The sequence below is a fragment of the Pseudonocardia terrae genome (assembly GCF_021343995.1).
Classification (GTDB): Bacteria; Actinomycetota; Actinomycetes; order Mycobacteriales; family Pseudonocardiaceae; genus Pseudonocardia; species Pseudonocardia terrae.
The window spans coordinates 1-18,612 of sequence record NZ_JAJTTE010000062.1 but is presented as its reverse complement, the minus strand read 5'-3'; the positions used below and the strand labels follow the sequence as shown (position 1 = coordinate 18,612).

At 73.6% G+C, this 18,612-nt stretch carries 18 protein-coding genes and 1 tRNA gene; 9 read left to right on the top strand and 10 right to left on the bottom strand.

Features of this window, described 5'->3' with window-relative positions:
- Positions 1–31 precede the first annotated feature (31 nt).
- Positions 32–1,267: an FHA domain-containing protein gene (locus LWC33_RS29365; protein WP_308191024.1), complete on the bottom strand. Its 1,236-nt coding sequence runs from the start codon at positions 1,265–1,267 to the stop codon at positions 32–34.
- A 197-nt stretch (positions 1,268–1,464) separates the two neighbouring features.
- Here LWC33_RS29365 and LWC33_RS29360 point away from each other — a divergent pair.
- Positions 1,465–1,550 (top strand) — tRNA-Leu (locus tag LWC33_RS29360).
- Positions 1,551–1,671: 121 nt separating this feature from the next.
- Here the strand turns inward: LWC33_RS29360 and LWC33_RS29355 are convergent.
- A complete protein-coding gene (locus LWC33_RS29355) occupies positions 1,672–2,310 on the bottom strand; it encodes a nucleoside/nucleotide kinase family protein (RefSeq protein ID WP_233307942.1) in 639 nt (212 codons plus the stop codon).
- Positions 2,307–2,552, bottom strand: coding sequence for a DUF2630 family protein (locus tag LWC33_RS29350; protein WP_233307941.1), 246 nt, complete (start codon positions 2,550–2,552; stop codon positions 2,307–2,309). Before LWC33_RS29350 ends, LWC33_RS29355 begins: the two co-directional genes overlap by 4 nt.
- A gap of 60 nt (positions 2,553–2,612) precedes the next feature.
- Between LWC33_RS29350 and LWC33_RS29345 the strand changes: the two genes are divergently transcribed.
- Positions 2,613–3,359 (top strand): IclR family transcriptional regulator, encoded by a 747-nt coding sequence (locus LWC33_RS29345; RefSeq protein WP_233307940.1) that lies wholly within the window; start codon positions 2,613–2,615, stop codon positions 3,357–3,359.
- Here the strand turns inward: LWC33_RS29345 and LWC33_RS29340 are convergent.
- The gene (locus LWC33_RS29340) at positions 3,349–4,197 is read right to left on the bottom strand and encodes an LLM class F420-dependent oxidoreductase (protein WP_233307939.1); all 849 of its coding nucleotides are present in this window, start codon (positions 4,195–4,197) and stop codon (positions 3,349–3,351) included. The two genes, LWC33_RS29345 and LWC33_RS29340, sit on opposite strands and share 11 nt — an antisense overlap.
- Positions 4,198–4,264: 67 nt before the next feature.
- Between LWC33_RS29340 and LWC33_RS29335 the strand changes: the two genes are divergently transcribed.
- The 4 genes from LWC33_RS29335 (at position 4,265) to LWC33_RS29320 (ending at position 9,195) form a co-directional block, all read left to right on the top strand.
- A complete protein-coding gene (locus tag LWC33_RS29335; protein ID WP_233307938.1) occupies positions 4,265–5,368 on the top strand; it encodes a 5-methyltetrahydropteroyltriglutamate--homocysteine S-methyltransferase in 1,104 nt (367 codons plus the stop codon).
- Between the two features lie 83 nt (positions 5,369–5,451).
- Positions 5,452–5,793, top strand: coding sequence for a TfoX/Sxy family protein (locus LWC33_RS29330; protein WP_233307937.1), 342 nt, complete (start codon positions 5,452–5,454; stop codon positions 5,791–5,793).
- A gap of 88 nt (positions 5,794–5,881) precedes the next feature.
- Positions 5,882–6,595 carry a class I SAM-dependent methyltransferase gene (locus tag LWC33_RS29325; protein ID WP_233307936.1) on the top strand — a complete coding sequence of 238 codons (714 nt, stop codon included), beginning with the start codon at positions 5,882–5,884 and terminating at the stop codon, positions 6,593–6,595.
- Between the two features lie 1,091 nt (positions 6,596–7,686).
- Entirely contained in the window at positions 7,687–9,195 is a 1,509-nt protein-coding gene (locus LWC33_RS29320) for an MFS transporter (RefSeq protein WP_233307935.1), read from the top strand.
- An 88-nt stretch (positions 9,196–9,283) separates the two neighbouring features.
- Here LWC33_RS29320 and LWC33_RS29315 read toward each other — a convergent pair whose 3' ends face one another.
- From LWC33_RS29315 to LWC33_RS29295, 5 genes are all read right to left on the bottom strand, one after another.
- Positions 9,284–10,213 carry an SDR family NAD(P)-dependent oxidoreductase gene (locus tag LWC33_RS29315; protein WP_233307934.1) on the bottom strand — a complete coding sequence of 310 codons (930 nt, stop codon included), beginning with the start codon at positions 10,211–10,213 and terminating at the stop codon, positions 9,284–9,286.
- Complete coding sequence (locus LWC33_RS29310) at positions 10,213–11,061, bottom strand: MaoC/PaaZ C-terminal domain-containing protein (RefSeq protein ID WP_233307933.1); 849 nt, start codon at positions 11,059–11,061, stop codon at positions 10,213–10,215. Before LWC33_RS29310 ends, LWC33_RS29315 begins: the two co-directional genes overlap by 1 nt.
- A 118-nt stretch (positions 11,062–11,179) precedes the next feature.
- Entirely contained in the window at positions 11,180–11,872 is a 693-nt protein-coding gene (locus LWC33_RS29305) for an iron-sulfur cluster assembly protein (RefSeq protein ID WP_233307932.1), read from the bottom strand.
- Positions 11,869–12,933 (bottom strand): amidohydrolase family protein, encoded by a 1,065-nt coding sequence (locus tag LWC33_RS29300; protein ID WP_233307931.1) that lies wholly within the window; start codon positions 12,931–12,933, stop codon positions 11,869–11,871. The genes LWC33_RS29305 and LWC33_RS29300 overlap by 4 nt, the downstream gene beginning before the upstream one ends.
- Positions 12,934–12,979: 46 nt before the next feature.
- Positions 12,980–14,008, bottom strand: a complete 1,029-nt coding sequence (locus LWC33_RS29295; RefSeq protein ID WP_233307930.1) for an NAD(P)-dependent alcohol dehydrogenase — start codon at positions 14,006–14,008, stop codon at positions 12,980–12,982.
- 348 nt (positions 14,009–14,356) lie between these two features.
- On the opposite strand from LWC33_RS29295, the gene LWC33_RS29290 reads away from it, so the two are divergent.
- From LWC33_RS29290 to LWC33_RS29280, 3 genes are all read left to right on the top strand, one after another.
- Positions 14,357–15,019, top strand: coding sequence for an NAD(P)H-binding protein (locus LWC33_RS29290; RefSeq protein ID WP_233307929.1), 663 nt, complete (start codon positions 14,357–14,359; stop codon positions 15,017–15,019).
- A gap of 101 nt (positions 15,020–15,120) precedes the next feature.
- Positions 15,121–16,515 (top strand): dihydrolipoyl dehydrogenase family protein, encoded by a 1,395-nt coding sequence (locus LWC33_RS29285; protein WP_233307928.1) that lies wholly within the window; start codon positions 15,121–15,123, stop codon positions 16,513–16,515.
- A 33-nt stretch (positions 16,516–16,548) separates the two neighbouring features.
- Complete coding sequence (locus tag LWC33_RS29280) at positions 16,549–17,388, top strand: pentapeptide repeat-containing protein (protein ID WP_255693438.1); 840 nt, start codon at positions 16,549–16,551, stop codon at positions 17,386–17,388.
- A gap of 484 nt (positions 17,389–17,872) precedes the next feature.
- On the opposite strand, the gene LWC33_RS29275 is transcribed toward LWC33_RS29280, so the two are convergent.
- The coding region (locus tag LWC33_RS29275) for a CopD family protein (protein ID WP_233307926.1) at positions 17,873–18,612 on the bottom strand (740 nt) is incomplete at its 5' end.

Genomic DNA, 18,612 nt, shown 5'->3' with positions numbered 1-18,612 from the left:
GCACGACCTCCCGCCCGGACCGCGGGTCGGCTCAGCCCTGGGTGCGGAAGACCAGGCTGGAGTGCCCGACCCGCACCACGTCGCCGTCCGTGAGCTGCCACTGCTGCACCGGGTTGCCGTTCACCGTGGTGCCGTTGGTGGAGCCGAGGTCCGACAGCGTGGCGGTGTGCCCGTCCCAGCTGATCTCCAGGTGCCGGCGCGAGACGCCGGTGTCTGGGAGCCGGAAGTTGGAGTCCTGGCCGCGGCCGATGACGTGCGTGCCCTCGGTCAGCGGGTAGCTGCGCCCGGAGCCGTCGTCGAGGGTCAGCGTGGCCTGCAGCTGCTGGCCGTAGCCCGGCTGGCCGCCCCAACCCTGCTGCTGGCCGTAGCCCTGCTGCTGGTCGTAGCCGCCGTCGTAGCCCTGGTCGTACTGCTGGCCGTAGCCGTCGTACCCGGGCTGCGCGTAGCCCTGCTGGCCGCCGTACTGGGGCTGGCCGTACCCGGGCTGGGCGTAGGCCTGCTGGCCGCCGTACTGCTGGCCGCCGTCGTAGCCCTGGTCGTAGCCCTGCTGCGGGTAGCCGCCCTGCTGGCCGTAGCCCTGCTGGCCGCCGTACTGCTGGCCGTAGCCCTGCTGCTGGCCGTAGCCCTGGTCGTAGCCCTGCTGGGGGTAGCCGCCCTGCTGGCCGTAGCCCTGCTGGTCGTACCCGCCCTGCTGGCCGTAACCCTGCTGGCCCTGCTGGCCGTAGCCCTGCTGGCCCTGCTGGCCCTGCTGGTCCTGCGGCGGGGCGTAGGTCTGCTGACCGTACGGGGCACCACGGTCGTAGCCGTACTGCCCGTTCTCCTCGGGGTGGCCCGGTTGCTGGCTCATGGGTGCTTCTCCTGCGTTGCGTGCTCGTCCGGCGGACCGACGGGAAGCGTCGGGGTCCACGGCCGAGCGGGTGCGGAACTGTCCCGTGTGCAGCGCCTCGGAGCGCTCCAGGAAGACTACGACCTCGCCGTAGGTGTCCCAGCCCTGGTCGGCGAGTTGCGCGGCGACGTGCGCGGAGAGCGAGTCCGTGACCCCCGCGGTGTCGCCCGCCATGCGGTCCAGATCGGCGGGGCTGAGCTGCACGGTGTAGGCGTTGGGTGCGAGCACCCGGCCCCCCGCGAGCTGCCGGAGATGGTCCTCGGCTTCCCTGAGCAGCGCCTGCGCGACCTCCTGGGGAACGACGCTGCCTCCGAAGACCCGCGCGAAGGCGTCGTCCACCATCCCCTGGAGGCGGCGTTCGAAGCGATCGACACGGCCCACTCGATCTTCCTTTCCGTCCGCTCGGCGTGTTACCGGCGTGTCCGATGGTATCCGTGGTAGGCCCACGTCCGGTGACACCCGACCCGGTGGTGCGGTGACCGTCCGCCCGCGCGCGCCAAGTCGACGGGTGACGATCGCGTAGAGGACCCCCCTCGCACGGGGTGTCCGGGTGCCGTGCTAGCTTTTCCCAGTCGCTCGGGCGAGTGGCGGAATGGCAGACGCGCACGGTTCAGGTCCGTGTGTCCGAAAGGACGTGAGGGTTCAACTCCCTCCTCGCCCACCATCACCCGAAGGCCCGCCGGAACCGGCGGGCCTTCGTCCGTTCCCGGGTCGGCGAGCCGTCCGTTGTGTGCGACGACCGGTCGATCACCGTGCCCACGGTCCACCGTCCTCCCCGCCGGCGTTCACTCGCGCATGGCGGGCCGGTCCGGATGGTCGGCCATCACCAGCACGTCGGCGGCGCCGGACGGGTCGCGCTCGCGCGAGTAGCGCTCGAACACCGGGAGGGTCCAGCGCTCCTCCTCCGGTGTCCGGCGGGCGAGCGCGGCCCGGCCCATGTGCAGGTGCGCCACGAGCTCGAAGGGCAGCCCGCGGCCCAGCAGCAGGGCGCCCGCGACCACCACCACGCCGGCGGGACCCAGCTCGCGGTAGTCCTCGCGGTAGGCGCGGTCGCGCTCGGCGTCCCAGAGCCGGGGCAGCACCCGACCCGCCCCGTCCGGGGCGGCGGGATCGAGGACCTCGCGGCGCAAGGCGCCCTCGTCGAGCCAGCCGTCGAGGTACATGTCCTCGTCGTGGTGGCCGTATTCCAGCCGCAGCGAGGCGGGCCGCAGGAAGTCCGCGGCCCGCACGACCACGGTCTCCCGCCCGCGCAGCCGCAGCCCGTCGGCCACCGCCTCGGCGAGCTCGGCGGTCCCGGTGGGCGGCGGCCCGTCGATCGCGACCCGGACCCGCCCGGGCAGCGCGTCGGTCCGTGCGACCAGGTGCTCCGCGAGCGCCTCCCGGCTCACCGCGCGGATCGAGCGGATCGAGCGGGTCGACGTCACTGCCGGTAGTTCTCCACCGTCGAGGCGTCGCGGGTCCGTGCCTCGTCGGGGTCCTGGCCGGCGGCCCGTCGGGCGTCGCGCTGCCGCAGCAGGTCCCAGCACCGGTCCAGGTCGACCGCGATCCGGTCGAGCCGGGCCTTCTCCTCGTCGCTCAGCGCCTTCCCGACGTGGGAGCGTTCGAGCCGGTGCTCCTCCTCGACGAGCTCCGTGATCCGGTGGCGCAGGTCGGCGTCGTCCGTCATGCGTGCATCCTCCGCTGTGGGTGCTTGCTGCGCGATCGCTGCGGATCCGACACTAGTCGCGTGACCTCGGGGCAGGGTGGTTCGCTGGTCCGGGCACTGCGGGTGCTCGAGGCCGTCTCCGCGCTGGGCGACGGGGTCACCGCCAAGGCCATCGCCCGCCGGCTCGGCTGCCCGCTGCCCACCGTGTACCGGGCGCTCGGCACGCTGGTGGAGGAGGGCTACCTGGTCCGGCTCAACGCGGTGCGGGGCTACGGGCTCGGCTACAAGGTGGCCGAGCTGCACCGCGGCCTCACCACGCAGGTCCGGCCGTCGGCGGCGGTGCGCGGGCTGCTCCACGAGGTGCACGACGGCGTGGGCGCGGCCGCCTACCTCGCCGTACGCCGGGACGTCGACGTCGTGGTCGCCCACGTCGACCGCTGCGCCGAGCATCCGGGGCCGCTCGGCCTGCGCGTCGGCGAGCCCGCGCCCCTGCACGCGACGGCCCTGGGCAAGGTGCTGCTCGCGGGCCTCCCGCCCGCGGAGCTCGGCGAGGTGCTGGAACGCACGCCCCTCACCGCCTACACCCCGCGCACGCTCGCGGACCGGCGCGGGCTGGACCGCGAGCTGCAGCGGATCCGGGCGGCCGGCGCGGCCGTGGAGGTCGAGGAGTTCCACCGCGGGGTCGCGGGCGTCGCCGTGGCGCTGCGGGGGGCGACGGCCGCGGTCGGGGTCGCGGTGAGCCGCGCCGAGTTCGCCGCGCGGCGCTGGGAGCTGGAGCACGCGGTCCGCGAGGCGGCGGACCGCGTGTCCCGGGTGCTCACCGTGTGAGCAGGCGCGCCAGGGTGTCGAGCTCGGCCAGGGTCTCCGCCTCGGCATCCGGGCCGTCCCGGTCCGGGAGGGTGAACAGCACCCGGTCGACGCCCGCCTTCGCGTAGGAGTCCAGGGCGTCGGGCTTCGGCACGGCCCCGAAGATCGTCACGGGCAGGTGGTCCCGGCCGGCGTCGGCCGTGCGGCGGCGCAGCTCGGTGACCCGCTCCGCGAAGGCGTCGAGCTCGCGCAGCCGGACCCGCAGCGGGATCCAGCCGTCGCCGTGCGACAGGACCCGGTCGAGCACCGTCGGGCCGCCGCCGCCGAGGAGCACGGGCGGCGCGGCCGTCGGCTTCGGCCAGGACCAGAGCGGGTCGAAGTCGACGAACTCGCCGTGGTACTCCGCCTCGTCCTGCGTCCAGATCGCACGCAGCGCCTCGATCCGCTCCAGCATCTGCGCGGTGCGCTGCCGCGGGTCGATGCCGTGGTGCGCCATCTCCTCCTTGTTCCAGCCCGGCCCGACGCCCAGCTCCACCCGTCCCGGCGCGAGCCGCTCCACGCTCGCCACCTGCTTGGCGAGGTTGATCGGGTGGTGCTGGTTGATCAGCGTCACGCCGGTACCCAGCGCGATCCTGCTGGTCACGGCCGCCATCGCGGCGAGTGCGACGAAGGGGTCGTAGGTGTGGCTGTACTGCCGCGGCAGCTCGCCGCCCGCCGGCCACGGGGAGCGCCGGCTCGTCGGGATGTGCGTGTGCTCGGTGAGGAACAGCGCCGAGAAGCCGCGCTCCTCGACGCCCCGGGCGAGGACCAGCGGGTCGATGCCGTAGTCGGTGAGGAAGGTGCTGACGCCGATGTCCATGGTCGGACTGTGCCATCCCGGCGGTTCCGTCGCGCCACACCTGCGTGCCGCGCGTTACGTTCTGGCCATGGCGCTCCGCACCGAACCCCCGTTCCGCGCCGACCACGTCGGCAGCCTCCTGCGACCGAAGGCCCTGCTCGACGCCCGGGCGCAGTACGCGCCCGGCTCGCCCGAGCTGGAGGCGGTGGAGGACGAGGCGATCCGCGACGTCGTCCGGCTGCAGGAGGAGATCGGGCTGCGGTCCGCCACGGACGGCGAGTTCCGCCGCACCTCCTGGCACATGGACTTCATCTACCAGCTCGGCGGCGTCACGAAGACGGACGAGCAGATCCGGGTGCGGATGGTCAACGCCGAGGGGGAGGGCGCCTTCACCTCGGCCGGTCTCGCGATCACCGAGAAGGTCCGGCTCCGCGAGCCGATCTTCGCCGACGCCTTCCGGTTCCTCGCCTCCTGCACCACGAGCGCGGTGCCGAAGCTGACGATCCCGTCGCCGAGCATGGTCCACTACCGCGGCGGCACGGCGGCGATCGACCGCTCGGTGTACCCGGACGTCGAGGAGTTCTGGGCGGACCTGTCGGCCGCCTACGCCGACGAGGTCCGCGCCCTCGGCGAGCTCGGCTGCCGCTACCTGCAGCTCGACGACACCAGCCTCGCCTACCTCAACGACCCCGCCCAGCGGGCCGAGCACGCGGCCGACGACGCCGACCACCTCCACGAGCGCTACATCCGCCAGATCAACGCCGCCATCGCGGACAAGCCGGAGGGCATGCGGATCACCACCCACATGTGCCGCGGCAACTACCGGTCCTCGTGGGCCGCGGAGGGCGGCTACGACTTCGTGGCCGAGGCGTTGTTCGGCGGGCTCATGGTCGACGGCTTCTTCTGCGAGTTCGACGACGAGCGCTCCGGCGGGTTCGCCCCGCTGCGGTACGTCCCGCCGGGCAAGCAGGTGGTGCTCGGGCTCGTGACCACCAAGAACGGCCGGCTCGAGGACGCCGACACCCTCAAGCGCCGCATCGACGAGGCCGCGAAGTACGTCCCGCTCGACCAGCTCTGCCTGTCGCCGCAGTGCGGCTTCTCGTCGACCGTGGAGGGCAACACGCTGACCGTCGACGAGGAGATCGCCAAGCTCCGCCTGATCGTGCAGGTCGCGGAGGACGTCTGGGGCTGACGTCGGGGGCTGACGTCGGGGGCTGACGTCGGGCCTGACGTCGGGTAGCCGGTTCTGTCGGGGTCCGGCGCTACCGTGCGCGCATGACCTACGACGAGGGTCTCGCCGCGCGGATCCGCACCCTGCTGGCGGACGAGCCGGGGCTGACCGAGAAGCGGATGTTCGGCGGGCTCGCCTTCCTGCTCGGCGGGCACATGGCCGTCGCCGCCAGCGGGCGGGGCGGGCTGATGGTCCGGGTGGATCCGGACCGCGCGCCGGAGCTCGTCGCGCTCCCCGGCGTCGAGCGGATGGTCATGCAGGGCCGCGAGATGGACGGCTGGCTGCGAGTGGCCGGCCGGCCCGACGTCGACGACCTCCCCGACGCCGACCTCGCCCGCTGGGTCGCCGAGGGGGTGGGGTTCGTGCGGACGCTGCCGCCGAAGTGACGGGAGCGCAGCGATCGATCATGCCGAGGGCTTCTCGACCGGCGGCAGGTGATCGTGGACTGCGCCACGTCCGGCTAGGCTCGGGCGGGTGAGCGAGGGGCCTGCGGGCTGGGGCGAGCCGCTGTACGAGCGCGTGCTGGCCGGTGTCCCGGAGGGCGCGTCGGTGCTCGACGTCGGGTGCGGGCCGGGCGTGTTCGCCGCCTTCGCCGCGGCACGCGGGCTCACGGTGACCGGCCTCGACGCGGACCGCTCCGCCGTCGCGGCCGCCCGGCGCGAGGTGCCGACGGCGACGTTCGAGATCGGCGACGCCCACCAGCTCACGGGGTCCTACGACCTGGTCGCACTGGTCCAGGTGCTGGCGCACGTCACCAACCCGCTCAAGGTCCTGAAGGAGGCGGCGCGGGTCGGCGGGCGGGTCCGCGCGACGGTCTGGGGCCGCGAGCAGGAGTCCGACGTCCGGCTCTTCGGCGAGGCCCTCGCCCCGTTCCTCCCGCCGCGCGGGGCCCGCCGCGCGCCCGCCGGCCCACCCCCGCTGACGGATCCCGACCGCTTCCGGAAGATCGCCACGACCGCCGGCCTCGAGGTCCTCGCGCTCGACGAGGTGGAGTGCCCCTTCGACTACCCCGACGAGGACGCGCTGGTCGGCCCCCTGCTCACCGCGGACATCGGGCGGTTCGCGGTCAACCGGGCGGGCCCGGCCGCGGTCCGCGACGCGGTGCTCGCCGCCTTCGCCCCGCGCCGCCACGGCGACGGCTACCGGCTCCGCAACCTCTTCCGGGTCCTCGACGCCCGCCCCGGCTGACCCGCGCGACCTGGTGTGCGGAGCCGCCGATCGCGGCTCTCGTGCGGCAATGGCGCCGCCCGCAGCCGTCCCGGCACACCGGCGCCGATCACGAGCACGACCGGCACGAGCTGATCGCTGTTCCGTGCAGCGCTCTTGCGCATAACCGTTCCGCACAAGATCGCTGATCACCGGGCCGCCACCGACGCCGGCGCGTGTGCGAGCCGCCGGGCGCGTACGTCGCTCCACAACTGCCGATCACCAGCACCACCGGCACGAGCTGATCGTCGGACCCGTGCAGAGGTGGTCTCGTTCCCTTCGGTTCCGCACGTTATGGCTGACCAGGCGACCACCGGCACGAGCTGATCGTCGGACCCGTGCAGAGGTGGTCTCGTTCCCGCCGGTTCCGCACGTTATGGCTGACCAGGCGACCACCGGCACGAGCTGATCGCTGTCCCCGTGCAGCTAGGGTTCCGACACCGGCCCTCTCTGCACCCAACCGGCGACCACGGGTGGTGGCCGGCAGAGCTGATCGCCGTTTCCGTGCAGCAGCGGCTCCGCTCATGACCGTCCCTGCACACTGTCGCCGATCATGCCCGCCATCGGGCCCGCCCGGGGGCCCACGTCAGCTGTCGCCGGGACGCATGCTGTTGTCGCTGTTGTCGACGCCCGCGTTGCCGCCGGTGGCGAAGGCCGAGCCGTCGTCGATCGTAAGGTCGCCGCCGACGTTGGTGGGCTCGGCGGCCGCGGGGCCCGGACAGCATCCGTTCCGACGGCTGATCGCCGGTTCCGTGTAGGGCGTGTGCGTTCACGGCGCTCCCTGTGCAGCGCCGCCGATCACGGGGCGATGGTGCTGCCGCCGCCCACGTCAGCCGCCGCCCACGCCTGATCACCGTCTCCGTGTACGAGCGGTCTCGCTCATCACATCCCCCCTTCATTGATCGTGATCGCCACCGACGCCAGCTGATCGCCGTTCCCGTGCAGTCGGTGTTCCGGCTGCGACCCTCCCTGCGCCACACCGACGATCACGGGCGGTCGTGGAGCTGATCGCCGCTCCGTGCAGCCAGGAGAAGCCCGTTGACGCCCCACGCCCACGTCCGTAGCTTGAGTTCGTGTCGAAAACTCAGCTCGTCACCATCGGCGCCGCGGCGCTCGCCCCGTTCGTGGTGTTCGCGAGCTTCCCGCTGCCGATCGTGGCGCTGCCGGCGATCGGGGCGGACCTGGGCGTCGGGATCGCCGAGCTGAACCTGCTGGTCAGCGGGTACGCCCTCGGCCTCGGCGCCTTCCTGCTCACCGGTGGCTCGCTCGCCGACCGCTTCGGCGCCGCCCGGGTGTGGATCGGCGCGATGATCGGTTTCGCGGTCTTCTCCGCCGGCTGTGCCCTCGCGACGAGCGTGCCCCTGCTCGTCGCCGCCCGGATCGCGGAGGGCGGGGCGGGAGCGGCCCTGATGGCGTCGTCGCTGAGCCTGGTCGCCGCCGCGGTCGAGCCGCAGCGGCGGGCCGCCGCGGTCGCGCTGTGGGGCGCGGCGATCGGTGCGGGGCTCTCGAGCGGACCGGTCGGGGCGGGACTCGCGCTGGAGTTCGGGCGGTGGCGGCCGGCGTTCGCCGTGCTCGCCGCCGTCGCGGCCGCGGCCGCGCTGCTCGGCGTCCTCGCCCTCCCCACGCCCCGCGGGGCCGCCCGCGGTCGGTTCGACCTGGTCGGGACCGTGCTCCTCACGGTCGGGCTCGGCGGGCTGATCCTGGGCGTGAGCTGGGCCGGCGCCGACGCCTCCGCCCCACGGGTGTGGATCGCCTTCGGGCTCGCCGTGGTGCTGCTGCCGGTCTTCGTCCTGCAGCAGCGCCGGCGCGCAGTGCCGATGTTCGACGTCGGGCTCCTCCGCCTGCCGACCTACGCCGGCGGCCTGGTCGCGGGCATGGCGATGGCGCTGTCGATCCTCTCGATGCTGGTGCTGCTCGGCCCCTACCTGCAGGTGGTGTTCGGGCTCTCGGCGCTGCAGGCCGGTCTGTGGTTCCTCCCGGCGACGCTGCTGTCCACCCTCGTCGCCCTCTCCGGCGCCCGGATCGGGGCGCGGTTCTCGCTGCGCACGCGGCTCACCGCCGGGCTCGGACTCTCCGCGGCCGGGCTCGCCGCCCTGGCCTTCGTGCAGACGTCGTGGACGTTCCCGCTCCTGCTGCCCGGGTTCGTCCTCGCCGGGCTCGGCATGGGCCTGGCCAACCCCGCGCTCGGCGCCGCCGCGGTGGTCGGTGTGCCGCCGGAGCGCAGCGGGGTCGCCGCGGGCGCGGCCAACACCGCGCGGCAGCTCGGCAACGCGCTGGGCATCGCCATGCTCGGCGCGATCATCCACGCGGGCGCGCTGGCCTCGGCCCGCACCGAGCTGCCGGTCGCCGCCGACCTGCTCGCGGCAGGCGACCTGCACGGCGCGGCCGCGCTGACCTCGGCCGACGCCGTGCAGGCGGCCTACGCCGTCGCCCAGACCACCGGCGTGCGGCTGGCCCTCGAGGTCTCGGCGGTCCTGGCCTTCCTCGGGGCCCTCGTCGCCGCCTTCCTGCTCCGACCCCGCGCGGCGGCGCCCGTCGCCGTCCCCGCACCGACCATTCCCGAGCGCGTTATGGAACCATAATGCGAACAATCGGGCTCTCAGCGCGTTATGGAACCATGATGCGCAATTCCCCGGACCGGACGCACACCATGGTTCCATGATGTGGGCGTCAGGACCGCCGGGCGATCTGGTCCGCGAAGAGGCTGGGCGGCAGGCCGTCGGCGACGGCCCGGACGTCCTTCTCCAGCGCCGCGGCCAGGTAGTCGAAGGACCAGGGGCCGTCCGAGTGCGCCTCGGCCACGACCGTCGGGTTCTCGTAGAGGCTCACGTCGAAGCCCACCGAGCCCAGCACCCGTCCGGTCAACCAGTCCGACCGCTCGCTCGCCAGGTAGAGCGCGAGCTCGGCGATGTTGTCCGGGGACCGGACCGGGTCCCCGTCGACCGGCCGGTCGGCGACCGCGCGGTCCTTCTCCGCCACCGTCGCGACGAGCCGGGTCGCGGCCGCCGGGGCGATCGCGTTGGCCGTCACGCCGTACCGGGACAGCCCCTGGGCCAGCGAGTACGTCAGCCCGACGATCCCCATCTTCGCGGCGGCGTAGTTGGCCTGCCCCGGCGAGCCCTCCAGCCCGGAGTGCGAGGTGAAGTTGACGATCCGGAAGTGGCCGTCGGGCCGGCGCTGCGCCCGGAAGTGCGCGGCCGCCGCGCGGGAGGCGGAGAAGTGCCCGCGCAGGTGCACGCGGATCACGTCGTCCCACTCCTCGTCGGACATGTTGAAGATCATCCGGTCGCGGAGGATGCCCGCCGCGTTGACGAGCACGTCCAGGGCGCCGAACTCGCGCACGGCGGCCTCCACCAGCCGGACGCCGGTCGCGGTGTCGGAGATGTCGCCGCCGTCGGCGACGGCCCGGCCGCCCGCCGCCCGGATCTCCGCGGCGACGGCCTCGGCCCGGCCCGCGTCGGCACCACTGCCGTCCGTCCCGCCGCCCAGGTCGTTGACGACGACCGCCGCGCCCTCCGCGGCGAAGCGCCGGGAGATCGCGGCCCCGATCCCGTTCGCGCCGCCGGTGACGACAGCGACCCGCCCCTCGAGGACCCCCATCACGCCGCCTTCAGGAGGCCGCGGTCCAGGACCACGGCGCCGTCGGAGTCCCGGGTCGTGCGGAAGGCCGCCCCGCCGGTCTCGTCCCGCCAGATCGACACCGTCAGCCGGTCCCCGGGGTAGACGGGCGCGGTGAACCGGCCATCGATCGCGCCGAACCGGGCCGGGTCGCCCTCGCAGACGGTCCGCAGCAGGATGCGGGCGGTGAAGCCGTACGTGCACATGCCGTGCAGGATCGGCCGGTCGAAGCCGCCGCGGGCCGCGAAGGCGGGGTCCGTGTGCAGCGGGTTGCGGTCGCCGGTCAACCGGTAGACCAGCGCCTGGTTCGGCGCGGTGGTGAAGGGGATCCGGTGGTCCGGTGGGCCGTCCGGGAGCGGCGGCGCCTGTGCCCCGCCGCGCGGACCGCCGAAGCCGCCCTCCCCGCGGATGAACGCCGAGCCGACGGTGGTGGCGAGCGGCGCGCCGGTCGTGGCGTCGACGGCCTCGCAGGTGGTCTCCACGAGCGCCCCGCTGCCCTTGTCGTACACCCCGGTGACCTGCGCGGACACCCGCGCACGGCCCTCCACCGGCAGCGGCGCGTGCAGCCGCACGGACTGCTCGGCGTGCACGAGCTTCGTGTGGTCGATGTCGCCGAGCGGCACGCCGCCGCCGCGGGTGACGATCGCGGCGTAGGTCGGCAGCGCGAGGGTCGCGAGGCCCTCGGTGTTGTCCGTGGTGAAGGCGAGCTCGTCGAGCGGGTCCTCCTGCCCCGCGCCGACGGCCAGTGCATAGAGCAGCACGTCGTCACGGGTCCAGGCGAACTCCGCGGGCTCGCCGCGGGTGCCGAGCAGGTCGGGCGCGAGAGGCATCAGATCTCCTTTGATCCAGCTGCATCAAAGTTAGCCCGATGATCCGTCGCCGACCAGCCCCGAGAACGACGGACCGGGGCCCACCACCCCCGCGGGACCCCGGTCGTCGATCAGCGGCTCACGCCCTGGCCTTCGCCTCCTCCGAGTAGCGCGTCTTGAGCAGCGACTTGCAGTACTCGCCGTTGGTCTCGATCCCGACCCGCTGCAGCCGCGCCCGCCGCAGGTGCAGCGGCACCTGGGCGGAGGTGACCCGGCTGCCGTCCGGGTGGATGAGCAGCGGCGCGTCGTTCTCGTAGGGCAGCCCGATCGCCATCCGCCGGTCCCGGAGCCGGCGCAGCTCCATGGAGTCGGGGATGTCGGCCAGGGTGAGCTCGGCGAGCTCGTCCGGGCCGAGGCCCTCGTCGACCAGCGGCCGCGCGAGGCGGTCCTGGCCGGCCAGCGCCGCCTTCGCGAGGAAGACGTGCCGGAGCTCGTCGAGCTCCGCCGTCGCCTCGCCCTCGAACGAGCCGATGAACCCGGCGTGCGCGGCCACCCCGCCGTTGATCTCCTCCGACGCGTGGTGGTCGGCCAGCGAGACCACCGCCCGGGTGACCCCGGGGACCGCCGAGACCGCGTCGTAGGCGTCGGCGACCATGAGGAAGGAGAAGTTGGGGGCGCAGAAGAACGTCGGCAGGCGCAACCCCACGGTGACTTCCCCCGAGGGGGAGACGGTGCACGACTCGACGAAGTCGAGATCCGTGATGGGCTCGTCCAGCTCCGGGTCGAGCACCGTCCCCAGCGCCCGCCAGACCTCGGCGGGCAGATCGGTCATGCCTGGGCACCCGCCTTGTCCTCGACGAGCTCCTCGCCCGGCTGCATCGGCTCGTCGGCCGAGGTCGGCAGCTGGCACTCCGCCGGCACCGGGATGTCGTAGAGCTTCGCGGCGTTGAGCCCGAGGATCTTCTTCTTCGAGGCGGTGGTGAGCCGCGGGTAGTCGGCGAACTGGTCGTCGTCGGGCATCTGCCAGTCGACCAGGCCCTCGACCTGCCACTTCGGCGTCCAGATGTTGTAGTCGGAGCCGAAGGTCATCTTGTCCTCGCCGACCCAGAACAGCAGCTCGCCCATGACCTTGGCGAAGAACTTCGGGCGGGCGTGCATCAGGCCGCCGACGACCACGGAGAGGCCGGCGTAGACGTTGGGCTCCTGCACCGCCATGAAGCAGAAGTCCTCGATGCGCGGCAGGCCCACGTGCTCGACGATGAAGTTGAGCCCCTGGAAGTCCGTGGCGGCGTGGTCGACGTCCGCGACGTCGAACGCGTCCTTGTCCAGCGGCCAGATCGTCGGGCCCTTGTGGACGTGGACGTTCTTGATCCCCAGCTCCTGGGCGGCCTGGAGGAACTCGTACGCCTCGGGGTCGGTCAGCTTGTAGCCGCGGGAGGCACCGTTCCACTCCGCGGTGTAGAGCTTCACGCCCTTGAGGTTGTACTTCTTGGCGTCGGCCTCGAGCTGCTTCATGCCGGCGTCGCCCTCACGCGGGTCGAAGCGGCCGTTCACGATGAGCTTGTCGCCCCAGCGCTCCAGGAGCTGGGCGTTCTGCTCGATCGTGTTGAAGCCCTCCTTGTACCACTCCTTGAGGTAGGTCGACTGGAAGATCGCGTGGTCGACGTGACCCTCGATGAACATGTCCCGCTCGAAGTCCTCGGGCGTGACCTTGAGGTACTTCTCCCAGTCCCAGTGGGTCTCGGGCGGGCCGAGCTGGTGGTAGCCGTAGAAGCAGTCGATCCAGCCCTTGGCGTACTGCTCCTTGCCTTCGACCCAGTTCTCCTTCGACGCGTCCCAGAAATGGCTGTGCGCATCGACGATGAAGTACTTCTCGCCGTCCTTCTCGTACATGTGGTGGTTCCTTCCGTCAGCGTCGGTGCTGGTCAGAGGGGGTGGATCAGGGGACGAGGATCGCGCGGCCGCGGACCTGGCCGGCGTCGAGGTCGTGGAGGGCGTCGAGCGCCGCGTCCAGCGGGTACTGCTTGGTGTGCAGGGTGACCTTCCCGGCCTGCGCCAGGACCATGAGCTCGGTGAGGTCGGCGTAGGTGCCGACGATGTTGCCGATGACGTTCTTCTCGCCGCCGACGAAGTCGAGCGTCGGGGCCTTGAACTCGCCGCCGTAACCGAGGATGTACTGGGACCCCGCGGGGGCGGTCATCTGCCAGGCGTCCAGCTCGGCGCCCTGCTCGGCGACGAAGTCGAACACCACGTCGCCGCCGCGGCCGTTCGTGAGGTCCTTGACGGCGTCGACGTGGTTGCCGTCGGCCTGGACGGTCTCGTCGGCACCGATCTGCTTGGCGAGTGCGAGCGCGTCCGGGTTCTTGTCGACGACGACGATCCGGGTCCCGGTGATCGCCGCGAGCGTCTGGATCGCGATGTGGCCCAGCCCGCCCGCGCCCTGGACCACCGCGGTGGTGCCCGGGTAGAGGTCCGGGACCGCCTTGCGCACGGCGTGGTAGGCCGTGATGCCCGCGTCGGCCAGCGCGGCGACGTCGGCGGGGTTGGTGTTCGGGTCGAGCTTGATGCAGGCGCGCGCGGTGGTCCGCAGGTACTCGGCCATACCGCCGTCGTTGTTCGACAGGCCGGGGAAGAACGCGTTCTCGCACTGCATGTCCCGGCCGCGGCGGCAGGCCAGGCAGAGCCCGCACGACGGCTGCGGGTGCAGGATCACCGTGTCGCCGACGGCGACGTTGGTGACCCCGTCGCCGACCGCTTCGATCCAGCCCGCGTTCTCGTGGCCGATCACATACGGCAGCGTGGGGTTCTGCGCCGCCGCCCAGTCCCCGTTGATGATGTGCAGGTCCGTACGGCAGACGCCGGCGCCCCCGATCTTGACGATCACGTCGAGCGGGCCCTGGAGCTCGGGCTCCGGGATGTCGTCGATCTTCGGATCGGAGTGGTACTCGTGCACCCGGACGGCTTTCACGCCCGTACCTCCTCGGAGTCGGTGCCGCTGTGGTCCCGATCACCGTCGATCACGGTGTGCGGTGTCACAAGGCGACATATTCCGACATGCGAGAAAAAGGACTAATCGGGCGCATACGCTGCTCCGGCCGTCGGGTGGCGCGATCTTGGAAAGGTCCGTCATGGCCCGGTGACCTGCGGGGACGAGGGAAGACCGGGTTGCGGGGAGCCCGTCCGGCCAGGTGTCTCATCCTGCGACGACCTGCCCTTCGGGGGAGGAGCGGAGGTCGGCGTCGTCCGCGTCGTTCCACGTGGAACACGCACAAGCGTCGGAAGGCGGGCCTGCACGGGCGCCGCTAGCGTCGCGCCCATGCGGACCGTCATCGCGGGAGGACACGGCAAGATCGCGCTGCGGCTGGCCACACTGCTGGCGAACCGGGGCGACGAGGTGGTGGGCGTGGTGCGCAACCCCGACCACCGCGCGGACGTCGAGGCGACCGGGGCCTCGGTGGCCGTGGTGGACCTCGAGCAGGCGGCGCCGACCGACCTGGCACCGCACCTGAAGGGCGCCGACGCGGTGGTCTTCGCCGCCGGTGCCGGCCCGGGCAGCACCGCCGAGCGCAAGGACACCGTCGACCGGGCCGCGGCCGAGCTGCTGGCCGACGCCGCCGCCCAGGCGGGGGTCCGGCGCTACCTGCTGGTCTCGTCGACCGGGGTGGACCAGGAGCCGGACCCGGAGCGCGGCGAGGTGTGGGTGGCGTACATCCGGGCCAAGAAGGCGGCCGAGGATGCCCTGCGCGCCCGTCCCGACCTCGACCTCACCGTCGTCCGCCCGGGCCCGCTGACCGACGACCCCGGCGTCGGCCGGGTGGCGCTGTCCAAGAGCCACCTCACGCGCACCGAGATCACCCGCGACGACACCGCCGCCGTCCTGGCCGCGCTGCTGCAGGCTCCCGGCACCGCCGGGCTCACGCTGGAGCTGATGGGTGGCGATGCCGACATCCTCGAGGCCGTCGTGGCCGTCCAGGAGTGAGGGCAGGTCCCCGGTCGGGCGATTCCGCCGCGGCCCCCGCCCCACGGGGATGATCGGTCCGCCACGGGCCGTCCCGCGGTGACGGCACGGGAGGAGTTCGGGTGAGTGAGCACGAGTTCGACGTCATCGTGATCGGAGCGGGCCCGGTCGGCGAGAACGCCGCCGACTACGCCCACCGCGGAGGCCTGTCGGTGGCGCTGGTCGAGGCCGAGAAGGTCGGCGGGGAGTGCTCCTACTGGGCCTGCATCCCGTCGAAGGCGCTGCTGCGTACCCCCAGCGCCGTCGCTGCCGCGCGCCGGCTGCCCGGGGTGACCGCCGAGTTCGACCCCAAGGCCGTGTTCGCGCGCCGGGACTCGTTCACCTCGCGCGGCGACGACTCGGGCCAGGCCGACTGGGTCGGGTCGGCCGGGATCACGCTGGTCAGGGGGCACGGACGGCTCGCGGGGGAGCGGACCGTGACCGTCGGGGACGACGTCTACCGGGCCCGGCACGCCGTCGTCGTCGCCACGGGGAGCACTCCCGTCACCCCGCCGGTCGCCGGCATCGACACGGTCCGGACCTGGGGCTCGCGCGAGGCGACCTCCGCGGACGAGGCGCCGGCCCGGCTCGGCGTGCTGGGCGGCGGCGTGGTCGGCTGCGAGATGGCGCAGGCCTACGCCCGCCTCGGCTCGCAGGTCACGATGCTCGTGCGCGGCGACCGGCTGCTCACCTCCGCCGAGCCCGTCGCGGGGGAGAAGGTGGCCGAGGCGCTGCGGGCCGACGGGATCGACCTGCGGCTCGGCCAGGGGCTCGACGGTGTCGCCGAGTTCGGCGACGCCATCACGCTCACGGTGGGCGGCGAGACGATCGAGGTCGACGAGCTGCTGCTCGCCACCGGACGCCGCCCGCGGACCGCCGACGTCGGGGCCGAGAGCGTCGGGCTGGAGGCCGGGAAGCCCTTCGCGATCGACGACACCGGGCTCGTCCAGGGCGTCGAGGGCGGGTGGCTGTATGCGACCGGCGATGTCACCGGCCGTGCGCCGCTCACGCACATGGGCAAGTACCAGGCGCGGATCGCCGGCAACGCGATCGCGGCGCGGGCGAACGGGGCCACGCTCGACGCCGGCGCCTGGGGTGAGCACTCGATGACCGCCGACCACCACGCCGTGCCGCAGGTGGTCTTCACCGACCCGGAGGTCGGGCACGTCGGGAAGACGGCCGAGCAGGCCCGCGCGGCGGGGATCTCCGTGCGGACGGTGGAGATCGACATCGCCGTCGCGGGCTCGTCGCTGCACGCCGACGGCTACGACGGTGCGGCGGTGCTCGTCGTCGACACCGCGCGGGAGGTGCCGGTCGGCGCCACGTTCGTCGGGCAGGACGTCTCCGAGCTGGTGCACTCCGCGACCGTGGCGATCGTCGGGGATGTGCCGCTCGGGCGGCTGTGGCACGCGGTCCCGTCGTTCCCGACGATCAGTGAGGTGTGGCTCAGGCTGCTGGAGTCGTACCGGGCGGGCTGAGGGGCCCGCGTACCGTCGGTGGACGTGCTCGACCTGACCGACCTGCGCGCCGACTGTGGCCGCTGCACCGGCCTGTGCTGCGTGGCGCCGGCGTTCGCGCGCTCCGCCGACTTCGCGTTCGCCAAGCCCGCGGGCACCCCGTGCCGGCACCTGCAGGCCGACGCCCGCTGCGGCGTGCACGCCGAGCTGCGGCCGCGGGGCATGGTCGGCTGCACGGTCTTCGACTGCTTCGGCGCGGGGCAGGCGCTGTCGGCGCGGGCGGACTGGCGAACCGGTGACCGCGCGGCGGTGTTCGCCGCGTTCCCGCAGCTCAGGACGTTGCACGAGCTGCTGCGCTATCTGATGGAGGCACGGGGGCTGGTCGACGGTGCCCTGGCCGACGAGCTCCGGACGGCGATCGCCCGGACCGAGGAGCTCGCGGGGCTGGACCCCGCCGAGCTGGCCGCGCTCGACGTCGAGGCCCACCGCCGTGCCGTCAACCCCCTGCTGGTCGCGGCGAGCGAGGCCGCGCGCGGGGACGGGCCGGACCGCCGCGGCGCCGACCTGATCGGCGCGCGGCTGCGCGGGGCGGACCTGCGCCGGGCGAGCCTGCGGGGCGCGCTACTGCTGGGTGCCGACCTGCGGGGGGCGGACCTGCGGGGCGCCGACGTCACGGGTGCCGACCTCCGTGGCGCACGCCTGGAGGGTGCGGACCTGCGCGGGGTGCTGTTCCTGGTGCCGCCGCAGCTCACCGCGGCCCGGGGCGACGCGACCACGCGCATGCCCGAGGGATTCGAGCGCCCGGACCACTGGGCCACGTCATCGCGCGACACCACCCCCGCCCGCCCAGGCAGCCAGGGCGGACGGGACCGCCGCCGGTTGCGCCGGCGCTGACCGGCGATCGCGGGTCGAGGGAGCGAATCCGCGAGACCCGCCTCCGCTCTATTGTGGACGATCACGGCGGGGTGGTCGTGGGAGTCGTGGTGCAGGAGCCGCTGCGGAGCGGCTGACGCACCGCAACCGCGTCCGGCTGTGATCGCGAGGTGAGGCGCGGGAGCGCGGGGTGCGCTCCACGTCCGCCGATCATGGCCGGGAGCGGTGGGTCGCGGTGCAGGAGCCGCGCATGGGCGGCTGGAGTACCGCAGGTCCGCTGCCGCTCGCGGGGTGACGACTCAGCGCCCTCGACCGCCGGAAGATCCATCCGGGCGTCACTGCACGGCTGCGACGACAGCAGCACCGTCACCGTCGCCGCGCGGTGATCGTTCCGAGCGGTACGTGGCGCTGGTGGCGGCAGCGCTTCTGTCACGGTCGTGCCGCGCGCCGGGCCGCCCGAAGGCGCGGCACGGGGCGGCACGGTCGCGGGAGTGCCGCGATCCGCTCAGGGGGCGGTCTGGCTCAGGGCGGCCGCGACCCCGATGGTCACCGCCATGACCGTCACCTCCACACCGGCCCACCGCAGCACGGGGAGGGTGCCCCGCTGCAGGCGTCGGCGGGCGACGCCGCCGAGCAGGGCGAGGACGACGATCAGCGCGGTCTTGGTGAGGATCAGCGCGCCGTAGCTGCTGGTGACGAGGTCGCCCAGGGAGGGCAGCCGGAGCACCGCGTTGGCCACGCCCGTGACCGCCGTGCCGGCCAGGCACACGGTGGCGATCCGGGAGAAGCGCGGCAGGCCCTTGTCGAGCAGCGCCCGGTGGGGTGCGACGAGCAGGAGCAGCACGCCGAGCCCACCGACCCACAGCGCGGCGGCACCGACGTGGAACGCGACCGCGACCACCGCGAGGGAGTGCTCGGCCGACGAGCCCGTGTGCCCGGTGACGGCCGGGGTGAGAGCCCCGAGCAGGGCCGCGACCAGCACGACCCGACCCGGCACCGACTCCGGGCTGCGCAGCCGGGCGACCGCGCACCCCAGCACCGCGGCCGCACACAGCGCCGTCAGGACGGTCCCGCGGCCGGCGGCGATCCGGGTGACGAAGGCGCCGACGTCGCCCGCGGTGAGTGCGCCGAGCGGGCGGGCGACCGCCTCGGCCGTGCGCACCGCGACCGACACCAGCACCGCGGCGAGCCAGGCGCCGGCCACCACGACCGTCGCCCGGTCGCCGCGCCGGATCACCGTGGTGC